Raw genomic sequence first — 15,540 nt, 5'->3', positions numbered from 1 at the left:
CTTCGTGGCGTACCGGATCCAGGAGGGCCGGCTCGGCGCGGCCTTCGACTGCGCGGCCGACGATGCGCTGTTGCGAGCCGGACTGCGGGCGGGCCTGCCGCTTGCCTACGAATGCAACGCCGGCGGCTGCGGCACCTGCAAGTTCGAACTGCTCGATGGCGAGATCGTCGAGGCCTGGCCCGCCGCGCCCGGCCTGTCGGAGCGCGACCGAGGCCGCCGTCGCTTTCTCGCCTGCCAGTCGCGGCCGGCCTCCGATTGCCGCATCCGGATGATCGGCCGTGGCGAAGCCGCCGAGGCGCCGCTGCCGGTTCGGGTCGGTGCCACGCTGGAAAGCGTGCTCGATCTCACCCACGACATGCGCGAGTTCCGCTTCGCCACCGACCGGCCGGCCGCCTTCCTTCCCGGTCAGTATGCCCTGCTGTCGCTGCCGGGCCTCCCGTCGATGCGCGCCTATTCGATGTCGAACATCGCCAATGACGCGGGCGAATGGCATTTCATCATCCGGCGCGTTCGCGGCGGCGCCGCGACGTCCCTGCTGTTCGATCTGCGTCCGGGCGCGCCTGTCACGCTAGACGGACCGTATGGCCGCGCCTACCTGCGAACCGGCGCGTCCCGCAATGTCGTGTGCATCGCGGGCGGCTCCGGCCTGTCGCCCATGATCGGCATTGCCCGCGGCCTCGACCGGCTGGGCGGCGAGCCCCTGGGCAGCGTCGACTTCTTCTATGGCGGCCGCTCGGCCGACGATATCTGCGGCGAGGCGCTGTTGCGGAACCTGCCGCGGCTGGGCGAAAGTCTGCGCTTCCACCCGATCGTTTCGAACGAAGATTCGCGATGGACTGGCCGCATCGGCATGGTGCACGAGCTGGTGGCCGACCTGCCGAAGGAGGCCTTCGCCGAGGCCGATTTCTATCTGGCAGGGCCACCGCCGATGGCGGAGGCGGTGGTGTCGCTGCTGTCGCGGGGCCGCGCCGTGCCGGCGGACCGCATCCACTACGACCGGTTCTTCTGACCCCGGCGCACCGCCGGCGGGGCGGCAAATGACAGGCCGAGCGCCTGCGGATAGGTCCGCTCCTTGAGAGGGCTGGCCTCCACCAGTTCCTTCACGACATCGATCAGCGACTGCTCGACCCGGCTCGGCTGGACGCGCGGATTGGTGATCATGAAGACATCGACGGGCATCATCGGCTTGTAGGGCGGCAACCGCCACAGCAGGCCGTCCTTCTCGTCCCGTGCCGCGATATGAATGGGAATGGCCCCGATGCCGATGCCGGCGATGATCATGCGCCGGACCTCTTCCATGTGATTGGACACCGCGACGGCCGGTTCGGCGAGCTGCAGCTCGCCGTGCGCATCGGCGATCGTCTGCAGCGTGTAGGAAATCGTTGTCGGCCGATAATAGCTCACCGAGGCCTCGTTGCGCAGTTCGGCGGGCGTCACGTCGTGACGCCCGAACAGCCGGTGCGTCGGGCCGCAATAGAAGGCGCAGTGCTCCCGGAAGAGATGAAGGCACTCGAACTGGTCGGGCGTCTGGTAGAGCGGCGTGATGGCGAAGTGGATGGTGCTCGCGGCCATCGCTTTCATGATCTCGGGACTCGACATCACGGTCGTGAGGAAGGTGGCCTTGGGATGCCGGCGGTGGAATTCGGCGAACGCCTGGTTGAGCAGGGGGCTGGTCATGTGGCTGGCCATCGCGAGGTGCACGGTGCCGGTGAGCTCGCCGCTCAGGTCGGCGATGAGCAGGGAGATGCGGTCGATGCCGTTGGCGATCTCGCGCGCCTCCCGGTAGAGCACCTCGCCCGCCGGCGTGAGGGCGAAGTTGGTGGGACCGCGCGTGGCCAGCTTGCAGTCGAGCCGCTCCTCCAGCTTCTTCAGGGCCGCGCTCACCGCCGGCTGGCCGCGGCCCAGCACGTTGGCTGCGCGCGACAGGCTCTGCTGCTCGGCGACCACGACGAACATGTGCAGCAGGTTCCAGTTGATCTTCTTGGCCAGCCCTTCGAAGGCGGGGACTTGGTGCGCGGGTTGCTTGGCCATTCCGGGCTCCATAATGCGAATAAAGCTTAATATCAAAAATATTGCTTTCGTCATTGAAAATATCAATTTGCGTCATGCAGCCCGTCCGTACGCTAATCCTGAAAGTTCAAGGGGCATGCAATGGCGATCCGCAGAAAAGACGATGTCTGAGCGCGTGGCGGTGGAGCAGAAACTTCCGCCTGACCTGCTGGGGCGCCTCATGGGCCTCGGCCGCAGGATCTTCCTGGCGGGTGGCATCCTGCCGATCGTGCTCATCGTCGCCATCGTGGGCTTCGCGCTCGCCGAGCCTCGGTTCCTCACCTACAACAATCTCTTCAACGTCGCCCGCGCTTCGAGCTTCCTGGTCGTCGTCAGTATCGGACAGATGCTGACCCTGCTGGTGCGCGGCATCGACATGTCGATCGGTTCGACCGAGGCGCTGGTCAGCGTCTGCGTCGCCCTGGTGATGGCCACTGTGCTGGCCGGCGATCCGGGCGCCACGTGGTGGGCGATCGCCGCCGGCATTGGCGCGGGCATGGCGATCGGGGCGGTGGTCGGCGCGATCAATGGGATCGGCATCGCCGTCTTCAACGTCAACCCGTTCATCATGACCGTGGGCATGTTGTCGATCCTGTCGGGCGTCGCGCTGACGGTGAGCGGCGGCATGCCGATGTACGGCATGCCCAAGCAGTTCGGCGAGGTCTTTGCCTACGCCGCACCCCTGGGCATTCCCGCGCCCGTATGGGTCGCCGGCGGCGTCTTCCTGATCATGTACTACATCCTCAACTGGACGCCGTTCGGCCGTCGCATCTACGCGCTCGGCGGCAACATCGTGGCGAGCCGGCTCGCGGGCATCAGCACGCGGCTGCACATGGTGATGGCCTACGTCATGTGCTCGATCATCGTGGCGGTCGGCGGTCTTCTCCTGACGGCGCGGGTCGGCACCGGTGAGGCGACGCTCGCCAGCACGCATGTTCTGGAGTCGATCACCGCCGTGGTGATCGCGGGCGTGTCCTTCTTCGGCGGGATCGGGCGGGTCGGCAACGTGGTGCTGGGCGCCTTCTTCGTCACCCTCGTCACCAACGGCATGAACCTCCTGCGGGTGCCGAGCTACCAGCAGCTCATCGTGCTGGGCGTGATGCTCATCCTCGCGGTGGTGGTCGACCAGGTGCGGATCAAGATGATGCAGCAGGTTCGGGCCGAATAGCATGGAACAGGTCCTCGCACCCCCGCGCCCCGCGGCCGGCACCACCTCGCTTCTCAGGGCCTCGGGCATCATCAAGTCGTTCGGCGGCAACCGCGCCCTGAACGGCGTCTCGATCGACGTGCGCGAGAACGAGATCATGGCGCTGGTCGGCGACAACGGCGCCGGCAAGTCGACCCTGGTGAAGATCCTGTCGGGCGCCGAGACGCCCGACGAAGGCGCCATTCACGTGAGCGGCCGGCTCGCGGACATCAAGAATCCGCACGACGCACACGGCCTCGGCATCGCCACGCTGCACCAGAACCTGGGACTGGTCGACTGCTTCGACGTCCCGCAGAACGTGTTCCTCGGTAGAGAACTGTCGACGAAGATCCTGGGTGTGCTGCCGCTGCTGCGGCGCGCCGAGATGGTGGAGCGCACCAAGGCGCTGCTGCGCGAACTCGACATCCGCATGCCGTATCTCGACCGTCCGGTCAGCACCATGTCCGGTGGCCAGCGCCAGGCCGTCGCCATTAGCCGGCTTCTGCTCGGCGACATCAAGTTGGTCATCATGGACGAGCCGATGGCGGCACTGGGCGTTCACGAGGGGCAGAAGGTGCTCGATCTCATCCAGCGCCTGTCCCGGCGCGGCATCTCGTTCCTGATCGTCAGCCACAACATGGAGCATGTCATGAGCATCTCCAATCGCGTGGCCGTGCTGAAGAATGGAAATCTCGTCGGTGTGGTGCCGACGGAGGGGGCGACCCGCCAGGACATCACGTCGATGATCATCCATGGCCGGGTCTAGGGAGCCATTATCCCGTCGAGAATCCGCCGGGGTATAGCAGTGGGAGCTGTGTCATGAGGAAGACTTCTGGAATTGCACTTTCGGTAATGCTGGCGATGCAGGCGGGCGCGGCCTTCGCGGCCGACGACTGGACCGCCAACCTGATGGTCGACGAGAAGAACCCGACGGCCGTCTACAAGCCGCTGCCGGCCGGCTCGCTCAGCAAGCCGTGGCGCATCTGCGTCGCCTTCCCGCACATGAAGGACGCCTACTACGTCGCCAAAGACTACGGCATCCTGATGGAGGCCAGGCGGCAGAACATCTCGGCGACCGTGATGGCGGCCAACGGCTACGACGACGTCGCGGGCCAGATCCAGCAGATCGAGGATTGCGTCGCCGCCGGCGGCAATGCGGTGCTGGTCAACGCGGTCTCGAAGTCGGGCCTGAACGGCATGATCGAGGAACTTGCTCGCAAGGGTGTGCCGGTGCTCGATCTCGGCAACGGCGTGACGAGCGACAAGATCGCGGCCGCCGCGCTCGCCCAGTATTATTACGCGGGCGCCACGGCCGGTAAGTATCTGGCGCAGACCTATCCGGCCGGCTCGGGCAAGAAGAAGCTGGTCTGGCTCGCGGGCCCGGCCGGCTCGCAGTGGGTCGAGGACGCCGTGAAGGGCATGAAGGACGCCATCGCCGGCTCCGATGTGGAACTGGTGAAGGTCATCTACGGCGACACCGGTAAGGCCACCCAGATGAAGCTGCTGGAAGATGCGCTGCAGACCTATCCCGATCTGACGATCATCGGCGGCGTGGCGCCGGCGATCGAGGGCGCGATGGAGATCGTCAAGGAGCGGGGCATCAAGGACAAGAAGCTGATAGCCTTCTACTCGACGCCGCCGATCGAGCAGGCCGTGCGCGACGGCATCGTCATGGCGACGGTCAACGACAACAACCTGCTCGGCTCGCGGATCAGCGTCGACCAGGCGCTGCGCATCCTCGAAGGCAAACTCGAGGTCAAGGTCGCGAGCCGCCAGTTCAGCATCATCGACGGCAAGAACGTGAACACCTACGACCGTACGACCCTGCTGGCGCCGAACGACTTCAAGCCGGTGTTCAAGATCGACGCGGTCAAGAAGTAACAACCCAGGCGCCGGGATTGAAACCCCGACAGGCCCGTCATCCGCTATCGGTGACGGCCTGTCGGTCGCGTTTCGGATCGGCTGCGCGCTTTACTTGCGCGTTGCGAAGCCCAATTCGTTCCCGCTGGGGGCGGTATTGTTGAGGGGGATGCGAGGTAGCTTCAGCAAGGGAGGGTCGCGGCGGTGGGCGACGCCACCCGTGACGTGCCGGTGCAGGCGAGTGCGGCCGCGCCTGCTCCCGGCACGTCGTTGCAGTATGCGCGCTCACCAAGAGTGAGGTGCATCCGGCTGGCATATGATTTCCAGCCTGGCGGACTCAGGACGGGTTCGCCGCCTTCTCCGCCACCACACTCGATCCGCCCCACGGTGCGGCGTCTCCTGTGGTCCCCGCGCTTGTTGGGTCCGGGTCCCCGCGGACAGCTTGCTGTCCGGATCAGGCGGCCGTCGCCTGCTATTCCCTGATTTGCAGAAGCTCGGCGAGGATGTCCTTGTGATGCTGCTCCAGGTAACGTGCGACGCGAACGTTGCCGACCAATCGCCCGACGTAACCTTTGGCAAGCACGAGATCGAGATGATCGGGCCCGTAGGACTCCTCAATCAGTCTGAATTCCCTGTCGAGATTTGCCGATTCACGCTGCATCAGCACGAGCTGCTCGTCTGTGACACCGCGCGGCTTGGTACGGCGCCGTCCCGGCGCCAGTTGCGCGTCCGGTGTGCCCGCCAATAGAGTTCTGGCGTAGCTGATTGAGAACTTGTTCATCGCGATCATCAGCTCGGCCGCCTCGACCTGACGCTCAGGGCCCATTTTCTTCAGCGTGTCGAACGTATTGATCGAGATGTGCCTGTCTTCGAGCAGCGATGCGGCGTCCGGGCATATGCCATCCAGCAGCCGGCGCTTACGACGAATGTGGTCGAGCTTCACGTTAAGGGCCGCCGCCAACCGGTCTTCCGAGACGCCCCGCTCGATCGCCCGCAGAATCATCCGGTGTTCTTGTATGATCGCAAGTCGATTGATTCGATTGTTGTAGGTGTATGCTTCATCATCAGTCGCGACCAGGCAGACGGCATCGGTTTCGCCCAGCTCCTTGAGTACTTCGAGCCTGAGATGGCCGTCGAGGACGAGGTATTTGCCTTTGGCCTTGCGGTCGGGGGCAATTACCAATGGTTCGACCATCCCGATTTCCCGGACCGACGCCACGATCTGTGAGTATTTGCGCGTCTTCCGTACGGCATCAGTGACGGGCCGAAGAGCGTTGAGGTCCGCGACCGGTACCTGCACGGTAGTATCCGCGAAAGCCGCGGGAGCGACGGCCGGGCCCATGCCGTGGGGCATGCCTAGGCCCCCTGAAGCCGGGCGGCGAGGTTGCGCGGCAAGCTATCGAGGCCTTCCGCCCTCAGGATCGCCGTCAGCCCTTCATCGGCGAACAACGTTCTCAGGGCCTGAACGACGAACGTCAACCTGTCACGGGTCGCCTCGGCCTTGCGGACCAACTGCCGTTTGCGCTCGACGTCCTGCTGATATGTCCGGATCAGCGCGCTGGGCGAAAGCTTCCCGCCTCCCTTCTTCACCGTCGACCCGCCGAATGTCTTTCCGCGACGTCGCCGCTGTTCAATCAGATGCCGGGCAATGGTAATTTTCCGGCCCTTCAGGTCGCCATTCTCGTAGGCCTGCTGCAGAGCGTCCTGGACATCACCGTCTTCGGACTCGGCAATCTGGATTGCCACACTTACTGGGATGGCGCCGGACTCCACTGCCCGGAGCAACCTGTCTTCTCCGCCCTCGATAAGTCGGATGACGCCACGCACGTACTCGACCGTGAGGTCGGTCTTCAGTGCGATCTGCTCTTCGCTGTGACCTCTGCGTTTCATTCCTTCGATGTCATGGAGCAGATCGATGGCTCTGTGCTGCCTCCGGGCGATGTTCTCAACGAGGCTCATGACCAGCCCGTCTTCTTCGGTCGCCTCGACGACTAATGCCGGGATCTCCGTCCGGCCCAGGGTCTTGTAGGCCTCCAGGCGGCCCTGGCCACAGACGAGGTCAAAGACGTCACCGTCAGGGCGCGGCTTGCGGATGACCGTAATGGGGCGCTTCAGCCCGAGCTGGCCGATGTTCTTGACGATACTTTCGAACACCTTGCGGTTTCGGGCGCGTGGATTAATGACGGTGATCTTGTCGAGTGGGATCTGCTCGACACGGGATGTGGAGAGTGGCTTTTTCATAGGTCACCAAGCTGCGTGCGAGCGGCCATTTCGTAGAGCTGGTCCAGTGAGCCGAAGAGAAACGAATCCAGCGCGAGGCCATTGTGCTCCCCGAGGCGGACCTGCGGTCCCGGAAGATCGATGCGCGGCAGGATGTAGTAGTCCTGTACTGCCTGGTTCTCTCGATCCATGCGCAAGGCGACGATGACGTCCGGTGAGAGGCTGGTATCAAACCGGATCTGCCATCGCAGCGAGCCGGCTGCGGTCTCGCGACAGCGCGCGATGCACAGCGCGACCGTGAACTCTTTGTTTATCGTAAGTAGCTGGCTGCGCGGATCCTGTTCTGTGCATCCGCCAATTCGGGTGATCTGTTCGATGGTCTCCGCAATAATCTCCGGCTGCAGACTACGAAGAAGCCGGTTGATCTCTACGAACCGGAAATCTCGATCCGGTGTGAAGCCTACAAGCTCGTAGGCGCGGCCCAGGCTTCCAAAGCGAGCACTGTATGTAGAGCTGGATGGGAGGTCGGGAGCTTCATCGATGATCAGCCCCGAGAGGTCTCCACGTGCTTGATAGAGATGGCGCAGGCGCTCGAGCATGTCGTCTTCCGACATTCTGCGAGACCTGTTCTGAATGATCGCTTGGGCGGCATCGAAGAGATGCCGCTCGACGATCGGCTCAAAGGCGCCGTTCGAGCGTACCCACATGTCCGGGTCGTTGCGGACCCGCACTTTCTTCAGTTTGTAGGAGATCCTATTCCAAACGTTGTCGCCAACGTATTTGGGATTGGTCAAAACCTGATGGACGCGTCCGCGCGTCCAGGAGCGTCCGTCTTCTGTTTCGACCTCCCTACTGTTTAGAAGGTCTGCGATTTCGTGCTCGAGTTTCCCGTCTTCCACGAATGCTCGATACATCCATTGCACGGTCTCGATCTCGACGGGCGTACCGGGAACCAGGATCACGCGGTCCGTTTGAATGCTCTTGTGCTCGCCCCGGGAAAGTTCGCCCTTGTGTGCCCCATTTTGATCGACGAGCATTCGGCGCAGGCCATATCCGGCCGGACCTCCTTGCCGGTAGCCAATCTCGATTAGGCGGCACTGACCGGCGAACACCTTTGCGGACAGCTCGCGACTGTACTCGCCCGCCATAGCCCGCTTCACCCCTTTGACGATGGTGGAGACCGGGCTGCCGTCGTTCTCGAACTGCTCGGCGCAGTACTGGACGGCTATTCCTGCTCGGCGGCAGATGTATTCGTAGTAGGCGCTCTCGTCGGCGTCCTGGAAGCGGCCCCAGCGACTGACGTCGTAGACCAGGATTGTTGAGAAATCGGCCTTGCCTGTTTGGACGTCATCAATCAGCCGCTTCAAGGCATCACGCCCGTCCAGCCTCAAGCCACTCTTACCCTCGTCGGCGTAGGTTCTGACCACCTCAAGGCCGCGTCGCCCGGCATACTGATAGATGGCATCGGACTGGTTCTCGGTAGAGTACCGCTGATGCTCGGTCGACATCCGGACATACTGCGCAGCTCGTCCTTGCGGCCGGACGTTGGATCCCAGGGGCAACGCATCCCGGCGCCGGCTTTCGGAAATGCCGCCCAGAACGCCTGGCGGCGGGACTCTGAGAGGTTGGTGCCCACCCGAGGTCGGGCCCGGTGCAATACTCATTCCTGACGCCCCTTGAATGGTCTGGACGCTACATTCTTGGGAGGAGTGATGTCTGTGCCGTCGACGGGCGAAGAGTTGCCTAAGAAGGGCAAAGAATTGCCCTCCGAGCGATCCCGTAAGGAGCTTGGCCGGTCCTATTCCAAGGCAATCGGAGATGCCCTGAAAGAGGAGTTGGCATGCGGCGCCTCAATCAAGACAGTCATGGCTTGGACAGGCGCCGGCGAGAGGACCGTCAAAGGATGGCTGGCTGGGGCTAACGGCCCCAGCGGCCACCACCTGGAAGGCCTCCTGCGGTCGTCCGAAGCGGTATATCGGGAGGTCATGCTCCGAACCGGCCGGGCACCCATGGCAAGCCGCCAGGGCCTGGAAGCGCTCAGGGGGCACGTAACGGCGTTTGTCGAGGCGCTGGACGCTACCCTTGGTCGGCAGCCTTAGGCTCAATTATCGTGGTCGAGAGCCGGCGCCGTGCTGGGTGAGTATCTGGTTATCCGAGAGAAGGTACTCGCCAATCAGCGCGACATGGTTATGCCCATACCAAGGACTGGCGGCCGCTGGCCTACTGGATACATGACCACCTCCCGTACAGCAGGCTCCAGTTCTTTCCGAAGCTCGCTGCCTTCAACATTAATTGGCACGACCGTCCGAAGCGCAGTATCTTTGGCTTCGCTGATCCGAAGGGCTATTTGCTCCGCGGCGGGGAGCCAGACGACCGATTCAAAGACCAGTACCGGGATTTCCCAGAGTTTCGACGCGGCTAGTTGATCCGTACGCTGAACCGCCTGGAAGGGCCGGAGGCTCCAACTCTTGAGAAGGTGGAGCCATTATGAGCAAGACCATTAGCATGTCCTCGCCTGGCCACCGGAGCGGGGGCTCCGTATCGGGGCGCGGTCTGCACATTCCAAGCGGAAACTTCTCTACCGACCAGGAAGCTGTCGTCGCTGCCTCGCCCAAATGACCGGAAACACCCCCATCGCCTCCGCCAACGTCAGCCCAGCGTTCGCGCGCCCATCCAGAATCGCCTCCACCGTCGCCGGCGCGAGCAACGTCAGCCGGAGCACGCGTGAGACGTAGGACGGGTTGATCCTCTCGGCCCTGGCGATCTCCCTGATGGTCGCGTACCGGCCGGTCTCCAGCATCTTCTGCCAGCGGAACGCCCGGGCGATCGCTTTAATCAGCGTACTGTCGATGTGCGGCACCATGGCCGGCACAGGCGCGCCGTCTGGCGCCAGGACAAGCTTCCGACCGCCCCGCTTGCGCACGGCGAAGGGCACCTTGATGGTGACAACGGCGGGTTCTTGCCGCGGCATCAGGCAGCCCTCCGGAGATCGCCCAGTTGCTGGACCACATGGCCGAGCCCCTGTGTCCGGAGCTGGAGCTCGAGGCCGTCTGTCTTGAGGTCGATGCGCTTGACCAGCAGCTGGACGATGCGGGTCTGCTCGGCTGGGAAGAGCTCCTCCCAGAGCGGATCGAGCCGCTCCAGGGCCTCCCGAACCAGTCCTTCCGACAGTCCGTCGGCTTGGGGCCCGGCAGCCCGCCAGGTCGCTACGACCACCTCAGGGGACCGCAGCAGGGCCCGCAGCTGGTCGATGACCGCAGCTTCGATGGCAGCTGCTGAGACCCGTCGTATGGGGGAAGGCGCTGCCTCGCCCTTCAGGGCGGCCTGGCAGACGTAGTAGCGATAGAGCTTGCCGTGCTTGCGGGTGTGCGTCGGGCTCATGGCGCGGCCGGTAGGTCCGAACAGTAGCCCCTTGAGGAGCGCGGGAGTGGCGGCCCGAGCCCGGCAGCCCCGGACCCGGGGGCTCTCCTGCAGGATCGACTGCACCTTGTCCCAGAGGGCCTGGCTGACGATCGCGGCGTGCTCGCCGGGGTAGGCCACACCCTTATGGACGGCCAGCCCGACATACACCCGGTTCCGGAGGATCCGGTACAGGGCTCCCTTGTCGACGACCCGCCCTCGATGGCTGCGGACATCCTCGGCCCGAAGCTGGCGTGCCAGCAGCGTCGCCGAGCCGACCTTCAGGAACCGCTCGAAGATCCGCCGGATGAGCGCTGCCTCGGGCTCGTGGACGACCAGCTTCCGGTTCTCAACCCGGTATCCCATGGGCACGAACCCGCCCATCCACATGCCGCGCCGGCGGGAGGCTGCGACCTTGTCGCGGATGCGCTCGCCGATGACCTCGCGCTCGAACTGAGCAAATGACAACAGCACGTTCAGGGTCAACCGGCCCATGCTGGTGGTCGTATTGAAGGACTGAGTGACGGAGACGAAGGTGACGCCGCACCGGTCGAACACCTCGACCAGCCGGGCGAAGTCCATCAGGGCACGGCTGAGGCGATCGATCTTGTAGACCACCACCACATCGACATGGTCGGCCTCGATGTCGGCCATCAGCCGCCGCAGCGCTGGTCGCTCCAGCGTGCCACCTGAGAAGCCGCCGTCATCGTACGGATCCGCCAGTTCGACCCAGCCCTCCGACCGTTGGCTAGCAATGTAGGCGCTACAGGCCTCGCGCTGGGCGTCTAGGCTGTTGAACTCCATGTCGAGCCCTTCCTCGGTCGACTTCCGGGTGTACACAGCACAGCGCAGCTTGCGGACGACCGGCTTCTTCATGCCGCCCTCCGCCGGTTCTTGAGCCCGAAGAAGAGCAGCCCGTTCCATCGGGTGCCGGTGATGGCCCGGGCGATGGCCGACAGCGACTTGTACGGCCGGCCTTGCCACTCGTAGCTGTCGGCCATCACCGTCACGGTGTGCTCGACGCCCTGGTACTCCCGGATCAGCCGGGTGCCGGCGATGGGAATGTCGCTGCCTCGCACCCGGCGCACGGCGATGTTGCCGCCGTCCAGCTGCTCGCCCAGCTGCTCCAACCGGCGCACCGTCTCGGGCTTCAGGCCGCCGTAGGCCAGCTCCTGGATCCGGTAGGCCAACCGGCTCTCCAGGAAGCGCCGGTTGTAGGGCGGGGGCGGAGTGTTGAAGAGCGCCGTCCACTGCTCCTTCAGCTTCGTGGTTGGTGTCGTCTTCAAGGCCGCGATGCGCGCCAATACCGTGTCGTGATTCTTCATGCCGTTCTCCGTCTGGGGGCGTCGGCATGACCGCTTCGGTCGGGCAGGAAGTCGACGGAACTGTCTCCCCGGTCGGCAGATAGTGGACTGGACTTCCGGGCGTGGAGGCGCATGAGGCCGGCGGCCAGGATCTGGCCGAGTTCGGCCAGGCGTTCGGTGGGTTTTAGCCGATCAGGGTGAAGAGGGCTTGGGTTGTCCATGCTCGGTACCAACCAAAAGCCATTCCGGAGCAGACATCGGGACATACTGCTATGTCGCCCAAGGGTTGTGCACGAGTTGTCCCAAGCCGGGCTGGTTGCGGAACGCCTGCGAGCCGTGATTATCATGGCGTAAGCGGCAGTCTGTGCAGGTGAAATTGTGCGACGCAAAAGTTCTGTGGGCCCATCGACTCTATGCGTCATTGACGACGCGCGCGTGGACTTGGCACTTGCCGTCCTCTCCCTCCGACGAAGTACGGCATCACCCAGGCCACCCTCTCCTCGTGGCGCGGCTATGCCGTGACCCCGCCCGAGGTGGAGGTCCTGACGATTCCGGAGGCAAGGCAGATCTACCGGGCCGTGTTCTTCCGGGGCCTGGAGGGTGTGACGGATCCCAGGGTGCTCGAGTTCCTGTTCGACTATGCGGCGAACAGCGGTACCGGCCGCGCGGTCAAGGCGCTGATGGTCGTGCTGGGCGCGCAGAAGCTGGGCACGATCGACCAGGCCACGCTGTTCTGGCCGCTGATCTGTGAGCGCCTCGACAACTTCCTCCGCATCATTGGCAACGACCATTCCCAGGCTGTCTTCGCGACGGGCTGGGCCAATCGCATCACCGAGTGGTGGCGGCCAGCGGTCACGCCGATCGCAGAATTCTCGCATCTCACGCCAGCGGACGCCGATGGCATCCTTGTGAAGGGAGAGAAGGGCGGTGCCATCAAGAAGCTGCAAGCCGCCCTTGGTATCGTGGCCGACGGAGACTTTGGGCCTGCCACCGAGCGGGCCGTCATCGCCTTCCAGAAGGCTAGAGGGCTGGCGGCGGATGGCGTCGCTGGCCCGAAGACCCTCGCTGCACTCGGCATCACCTTCGAGGCCGCATGATGCCTCTTGTTCCCCTGCTGCTCGGTATCGCACCAACGGTCGTGTCGTGGATAATGGGCGACAAGACCGGTTCCGCCGTCTCGAAGGTGACTGGCATCGCCCGTGAAATCCTCGGCACCGACGATGCCAGCGGCATCGAGCGAGCGATTACTGCAGATCCGAATCTCGCGTTGCAGTTCAAGATGGCCGTCATCCAGGCCGAGGCAGACGCACGCCGACAGGAATTTGAGGCGCTCCAGGCTCAGCTGGCTGACGTCCAGAGCGCCCGCAGTCAGACGGTCAAGCTGGCCGAGGTGCGGAGCCCGATCGCCTATGGGGCCGTGGTGGTATCGGCCATCGTGCTTGTAGGATTCGCCGTCATGCTGTGGCTCGTCATCCGGGAGGAGGTGCCCGCTAACCAGCGCGACATGGTCACGCTGTTGCTGGGCACGCTGGCCGGAATGGCGTCGAGCGTCGTGGCGTATTGGGTGGGGGCGTCCAGCGGTTCGATGCAGAAGAACGCCGCTTTAGAAAGGGCACTGGGGCAAAGGTGAGCAGAAGTCTTCTTTCGATGAATATCCAACCGGAGAGGCTGAGCCAACGCCATAAGGGCGTGCTGCAGTCGCCGCGTAGGGCCGGCTCGGCGAGACCTGCAACACGCCCTTCAAGGACATCTGGCTGAGCGCCAACCGGGTACCCGGCTGCCGATATGACGGGCAGCCTGATGGGCTCCGAACGGGTTCGCCGTCATTCCCATCGCCACGATTGATCCGCCCCACCGTGCGGCGTCTCCCGTGGTCCCCGCGCTTGTGGGTCCGGGTCCCCAATGGTGGCCGCACGGAGCCGGCTGCGCGGCCTGGATTGACGTTGCCTAGGCCGCCGACGATTCGAGATTGGCGACCTTATGAAACTCCGACAAAAGTTCCTGATGATGCTGGGACAAGTAACGAATCACCCGAGCGTTTGCCAGGAGCTTGGCGAGAAAGCCCTTGGCCAGAACCAGGTCCAGGTGGTCAGTCCCGTAGGATTGCTCGGCCATCTTGAATTCACGGTCGAGCCTGGCGGACTCGCGTTCCATGCCCGGAGCTCGGATCGGCACTGTCGACAAGTTCCAGGGCCAAGAGGCTCCGTTGGTCTTCTATTCTATGACGAGCTCCAGCAAGGAAGATTCGCCGCGAGGAATGGAGTTCTTGTACAGCGCGAACAGACTGAACGTAGCTACCTCGAGAGCGAAGGCGCTTTGCGTTCTGGTCGGGGCCCCGGCAATTTTCGAAGCCGAATGCCGTACCCCGATCCAGATGGGGCTTGCGAACGCGTTCTGTCGCTACCTCGAAATGTCTAGGCCGATTACCTCTTGAGCATCCTGGAGACGGATCGCCATCGACGTACCGCGTCGAAGTGCCTAGGATCACCTCGATGTCCCGACTGGCAGCTGTGATTGGAGCTTTTCAGTCATGCGGTTCTTCCGGGCATATTCTGGTCTCTTCCGATGAGGCTCAAGCAGCCGATACTCGCCGACGCAGGTTTTGCATATGTTGACGCAGCAAGAAGGAAAAGGCCTTTGCGCGGTCGGTCCGCGGCTCGTTTGCCGGAAAGACGACTTTCAGTTCGTACGGGATGGCAGGTTTGAATGGCCGCACGACCATCCCCTTGTCTTCGTAAGCAGAGGCTGTCAGCGCATCGAGGATGGAGACACCGACACCTTGCGCGACTAGAGAGCAAATGGGTGCCGAGAACGACGACTCAAAGACAATGTCGGCTTTCACATTTGCGTCCAACAGGCGCTGCATGATGCGCTGCTGGAACAGGCTGTAGTCCGATATCATCAGAAGCGGCACGCCGACTATATGAAATGGCCGGATAACTGGTCGAGCAGCAAGTGAGTGGCCAGCCGGAAGGACGCACACGGCATCCGGCGCGGGCACTGCCTCGATTTCGACGCCGGGAGCTTCGGCCGGCACTACGGCAACACCAATATCAAATTGCCGCATTGAGACGGCGTCGAGGACCTCCGGAGAAGAGCAGGTCTTGAGCGAAAGACGAACACCGGGCCAGTCCCGACGAAAGCGGCTCAAGACAGTCGGCAGCCCGTAGAATGAAGGTGCGAAAGAAGCGGCAATCCGCAAGTCTCCCTCGCGTCTCATGTTCAGTTCGGCGGCCACGCGTACGATGCGGTCGAGACCCTGAAAACTCCGCTGGACCTCACGATAGAGAACCAGGGCATCCGGCGTGGCTTTCATCTTGCCAGATTTGCGGTCGAAAAGCGGCAACCGGATCTCGGCTTCGAGATCACGAATCAGCCGGCTGACCGCTGGCTGAGTGATGCCCATCAGCGCTCCGGCTGCCGTCATGCTGCCGGTCTGAAACACCGCTCGAAAAGCTTCGACCTGCCGAAGGTTGATCCGCATGCGGTTCTGCATAACGTATTGTTATCGACTCCCAATAT

Annotated in this window: 16 protein-coding genes and 1 pseudogene; 8 read left to right on the top strand and 9 right to left on the bottom strand. The window is 63.5% G+C overall.

The window, feature by feature from the left end; all coding sequences use genetic code 11:
* The first annotated feature begins 4 nt into the window (after positions 1-4).
* The gene (locus tag ACP15H_RS19165) at positions 5-1,009 is read left to right on the top strand and encodes an FAD-binding oxidoreductase (RefSeq protein ID WP_425067749.1); all 1,005 of its coding nucleotides are present in this window, start codon (positions 5-7) and stop codon (positions 1,007-1,009) included.
* Here ACP15H_RS19165 and ACP15H_RS19160 read toward each other — a convergent pair.
* The gene (locus tag ACP15H_RS19160; protein WP_425067748.1) at positions 991-2,031 is read right to left on the bottom strand and encodes a LysR family transcriptional regulator; all 1,041 of its coding nucleotides are present in this window, start codon (positions 2,029-2,031) and stop codon (positions 991-993) included. The two genes, ACP15H_RS19165 and ACP15H_RS19160, sit on opposite strands and share 19 nt — an antisense overlap.
* 142 nt (positions 2,032-2,173) lie before the next feature.
* Between ACP15H_RS19160 and ACP15H_RS19155 the strand changes: the two genes are divergently transcribed.
* The 3 genes from ACP15H_RS19155 to torT are packed head-to-tail and all read left to right on the top strand — an operon-like array spanning position 2,174 to position 5,116.
* Complete coding sequence (locus ACP15H_RS19155) at positions 2,174-3,217, top strand: ABC transporter permease (protein ID WP_425067747.1); 1,044 nt, start codon at positions 2,174-2,176, stop codon at positions 3,215-3,217.
* Position 3,218: 1 nt separating this feature from the next.
* The gene (locus ACP15H_RS19150; RefSeq protein WP_425067746.1) at positions 3,219-4,001 is read left to right on the top strand and encodes an ATP-binding cassette domain-containing protein; all 783 of its coding nucleotides are present in this window, start codon (positions 3,219-3,221) and stop codon (positions 3,999-4,001) included.
* Between the two features lie 53 nt (positions 4,002-4,054).
* On the top strand, positions 4,055-5,116 hold the full coding sequence (gene torT / locus ACP15H_RS19145; RefSeq protein WP_425067745.1) for a TMAO reductase system periplasmic protein TorT: 1,062 nt from the start codon (positions 4,055-4,057) through the stop codon (positions 5,114-5,116).
* 451 nt (positions 5,117-5,567) lie between these two features.
* Here torT and ACP15H_RS19140 read toward each other — a convergent pair whose 3' ends face one another.
* From ACP15H_RS19140 to ACP15H_RS19115, 6 genes are all read right to left on the bottom strand, one after another.
* Positions 5,568-6,449: a plasmid partitioning protein RepB C-terminal domain-containing protein gene (locus ACP15H_RS19140; protein WP_425067744.1), complete on the bottom strand. Its 882-nt coding sequence runs from the start codon at positions 6,447-6,449 to the stop codon at positions 5,568-5,570.
* Positions 6,450-6,451: 2 nt separating this feature from the next.
* Positions 6,452-7,336 (bottom strand): plasmid partitioning protein RepB C-terminal domain-containing protein, encoded by an 885-nt coding sequence (locus tag ACP15H_RS19135; protein ID WP_425067743.1) that lies wholly within the window; start codon positions 7,334-7,336, stop codon positions 6,452-6,454.
* Complete coding sequence (locus tag ACP15H_RS19130; protein WP_425069930.1) at positions 7,333-8,877, bottom strand: recombinase family protein; 1,545 nt, start codon at positions 8,875-8,877, stop codon at positions 7,333-7,335. Before ACP15H_RS19130 ends, ACP15H_RS19135 begins: the two co-directional genes overlap by 4 nt.
* Before the next feature lie 1,016 nt (positions 8,878-9,893).
* A complete protein-coding gene (locus ACP15H_RS19125; protein WP_425067742.1) occupies positions 9,894-10,286 on the bottom strand; it encodes a hypothetical protein in 393 nt (130 codons plus the stop codon).
* Positions 10,286-11,590, bottom strand: coding sequence for a recombinase family protein (locus tag ACP15H_RS19120; protein WP_425067741.1), 1,305 nt, complete (start codon positions 11,588-11,590; stop codon positions 10,286-10,288). Before ACP15H_RS19120 ends, ACP15H_RS19125 begins: the two co-directional genes overlap by 1 nt.
* Positions 11,587-12,039: a DUF2924 domain-containing protein gene (locus tag ACP15H_RS19115; RefSeq protein WP_425067740.1), complete on the bottom strand. Its 453-nt coding sequence runs from the start codon at positions 12,037-12,039 to the stop codon at positions 11,587-11,589. The genes ACP15H_RS19120 and ACP15H_RS19115 overlap by 4 nt, the downstream gene beginning before the upstream one ends.
* Positions 12,040-12,494: 455 nt before the next feature.
* Here ACP15H_RS19115 and ACP15H_RS19110 point away from each other — a divergent pair.
* The 3 genes and pseudogenes from ACP15H_RS19110 to ACP15H_RS19100 form a co-directional block, all read left to right on the top strand.
* Positions 12,495-12,662, top strand: a pseudogene (locus ACP15H_RS19110) (glycosyl hydrolase 108 family protein); the annotation flags it as partial.
* A gap of 36 nt (positions 12,663-12,698) precedes the next feature.
* Positions 12,699-13,115: a peptidoglycan-binding domain-containing protein gene (locus ACP15H_RS19105; protein ID WP_425069929.1), complete on the top strand. Its 417-nt coding sequence runs from the start codon at positions 12,699-12,701 to the stop codon at positions 13,113-13,115.
* Between the two features lie 53 nt (positions 13,116-13,168).
* Complete coding sequence (locus tag ACP15H_RS19100) at positions 13,169-13,648, top strand: hypothetical protein (protein WP_425067739.1); 480 nt, start codon at positions 13,169-13,171, stop codon at positions 13,646-13,648.
* Between the two features lie 317 nt (positions 13,649-13,965).
* Here the strand turns inward: ACP15H_RS19100 and ACP15H_RS19095 are convergent, their stop codons facing one another.
* On the bottom strand, positions 13,966-14,172 hold the full coding sequence (locus tag ACP15H_RS19095; protein WP_425067738.1) for a plasmid partitioning protein RepB C-terminal domain-containing protein: 207 nt from the start codon (positions 14,170-14,172) through the stop codon (positions 13,966-13,968).
* Between ACP15H_RS19095 and ACP15H_RS19090 the strand changes: the two genes are divergently transcribed.
* Positions 14,171-14,452, top strand: coding sequence for an AAA domain-containing protein (locus tag ACP15H_RS19090; protein ID WP_425067737.1), 282 nt, complete (start codon positions 14,171-14,173; stop codon positions 14,450-14,452). The two genes, ACP15H_RS19095 and ACP15H_RS19090, sit on opposite strands and share 2 nt — an antisense overlap.
* Before the next feature lie 138 nt (positions 14,453-14,590).
* Here the strand turns inward: ACP15H_RS19090 and ACP15H_RS19085 are convergent, their stop codons facing one another.
* Positions 14,591-15,514, bottom strand: coding sequence for a LysR substrate-binding domain-containing protein (locus ACP15H_RS19085; RefSeq protein WP_425067736.1), 924 nt, complete (start codon positions 15,512-15,514; stop codon positions 14,591-14,593).
* Positions 15,515-15,540 lie beyond the last annotated feature (26 nt).

Source organism: Reyranella sp. (genome assembly GCF_965249915.1).
Classification (GTDB): domain Bacteria; phylum Pseudomonadota; class Alphaproteobacteria; order Reyranellales; family Reyranellaceae; genus Reyranella.
This window is presented reverse-complemented; position numbering and strand designations above follow the sequence as displayed.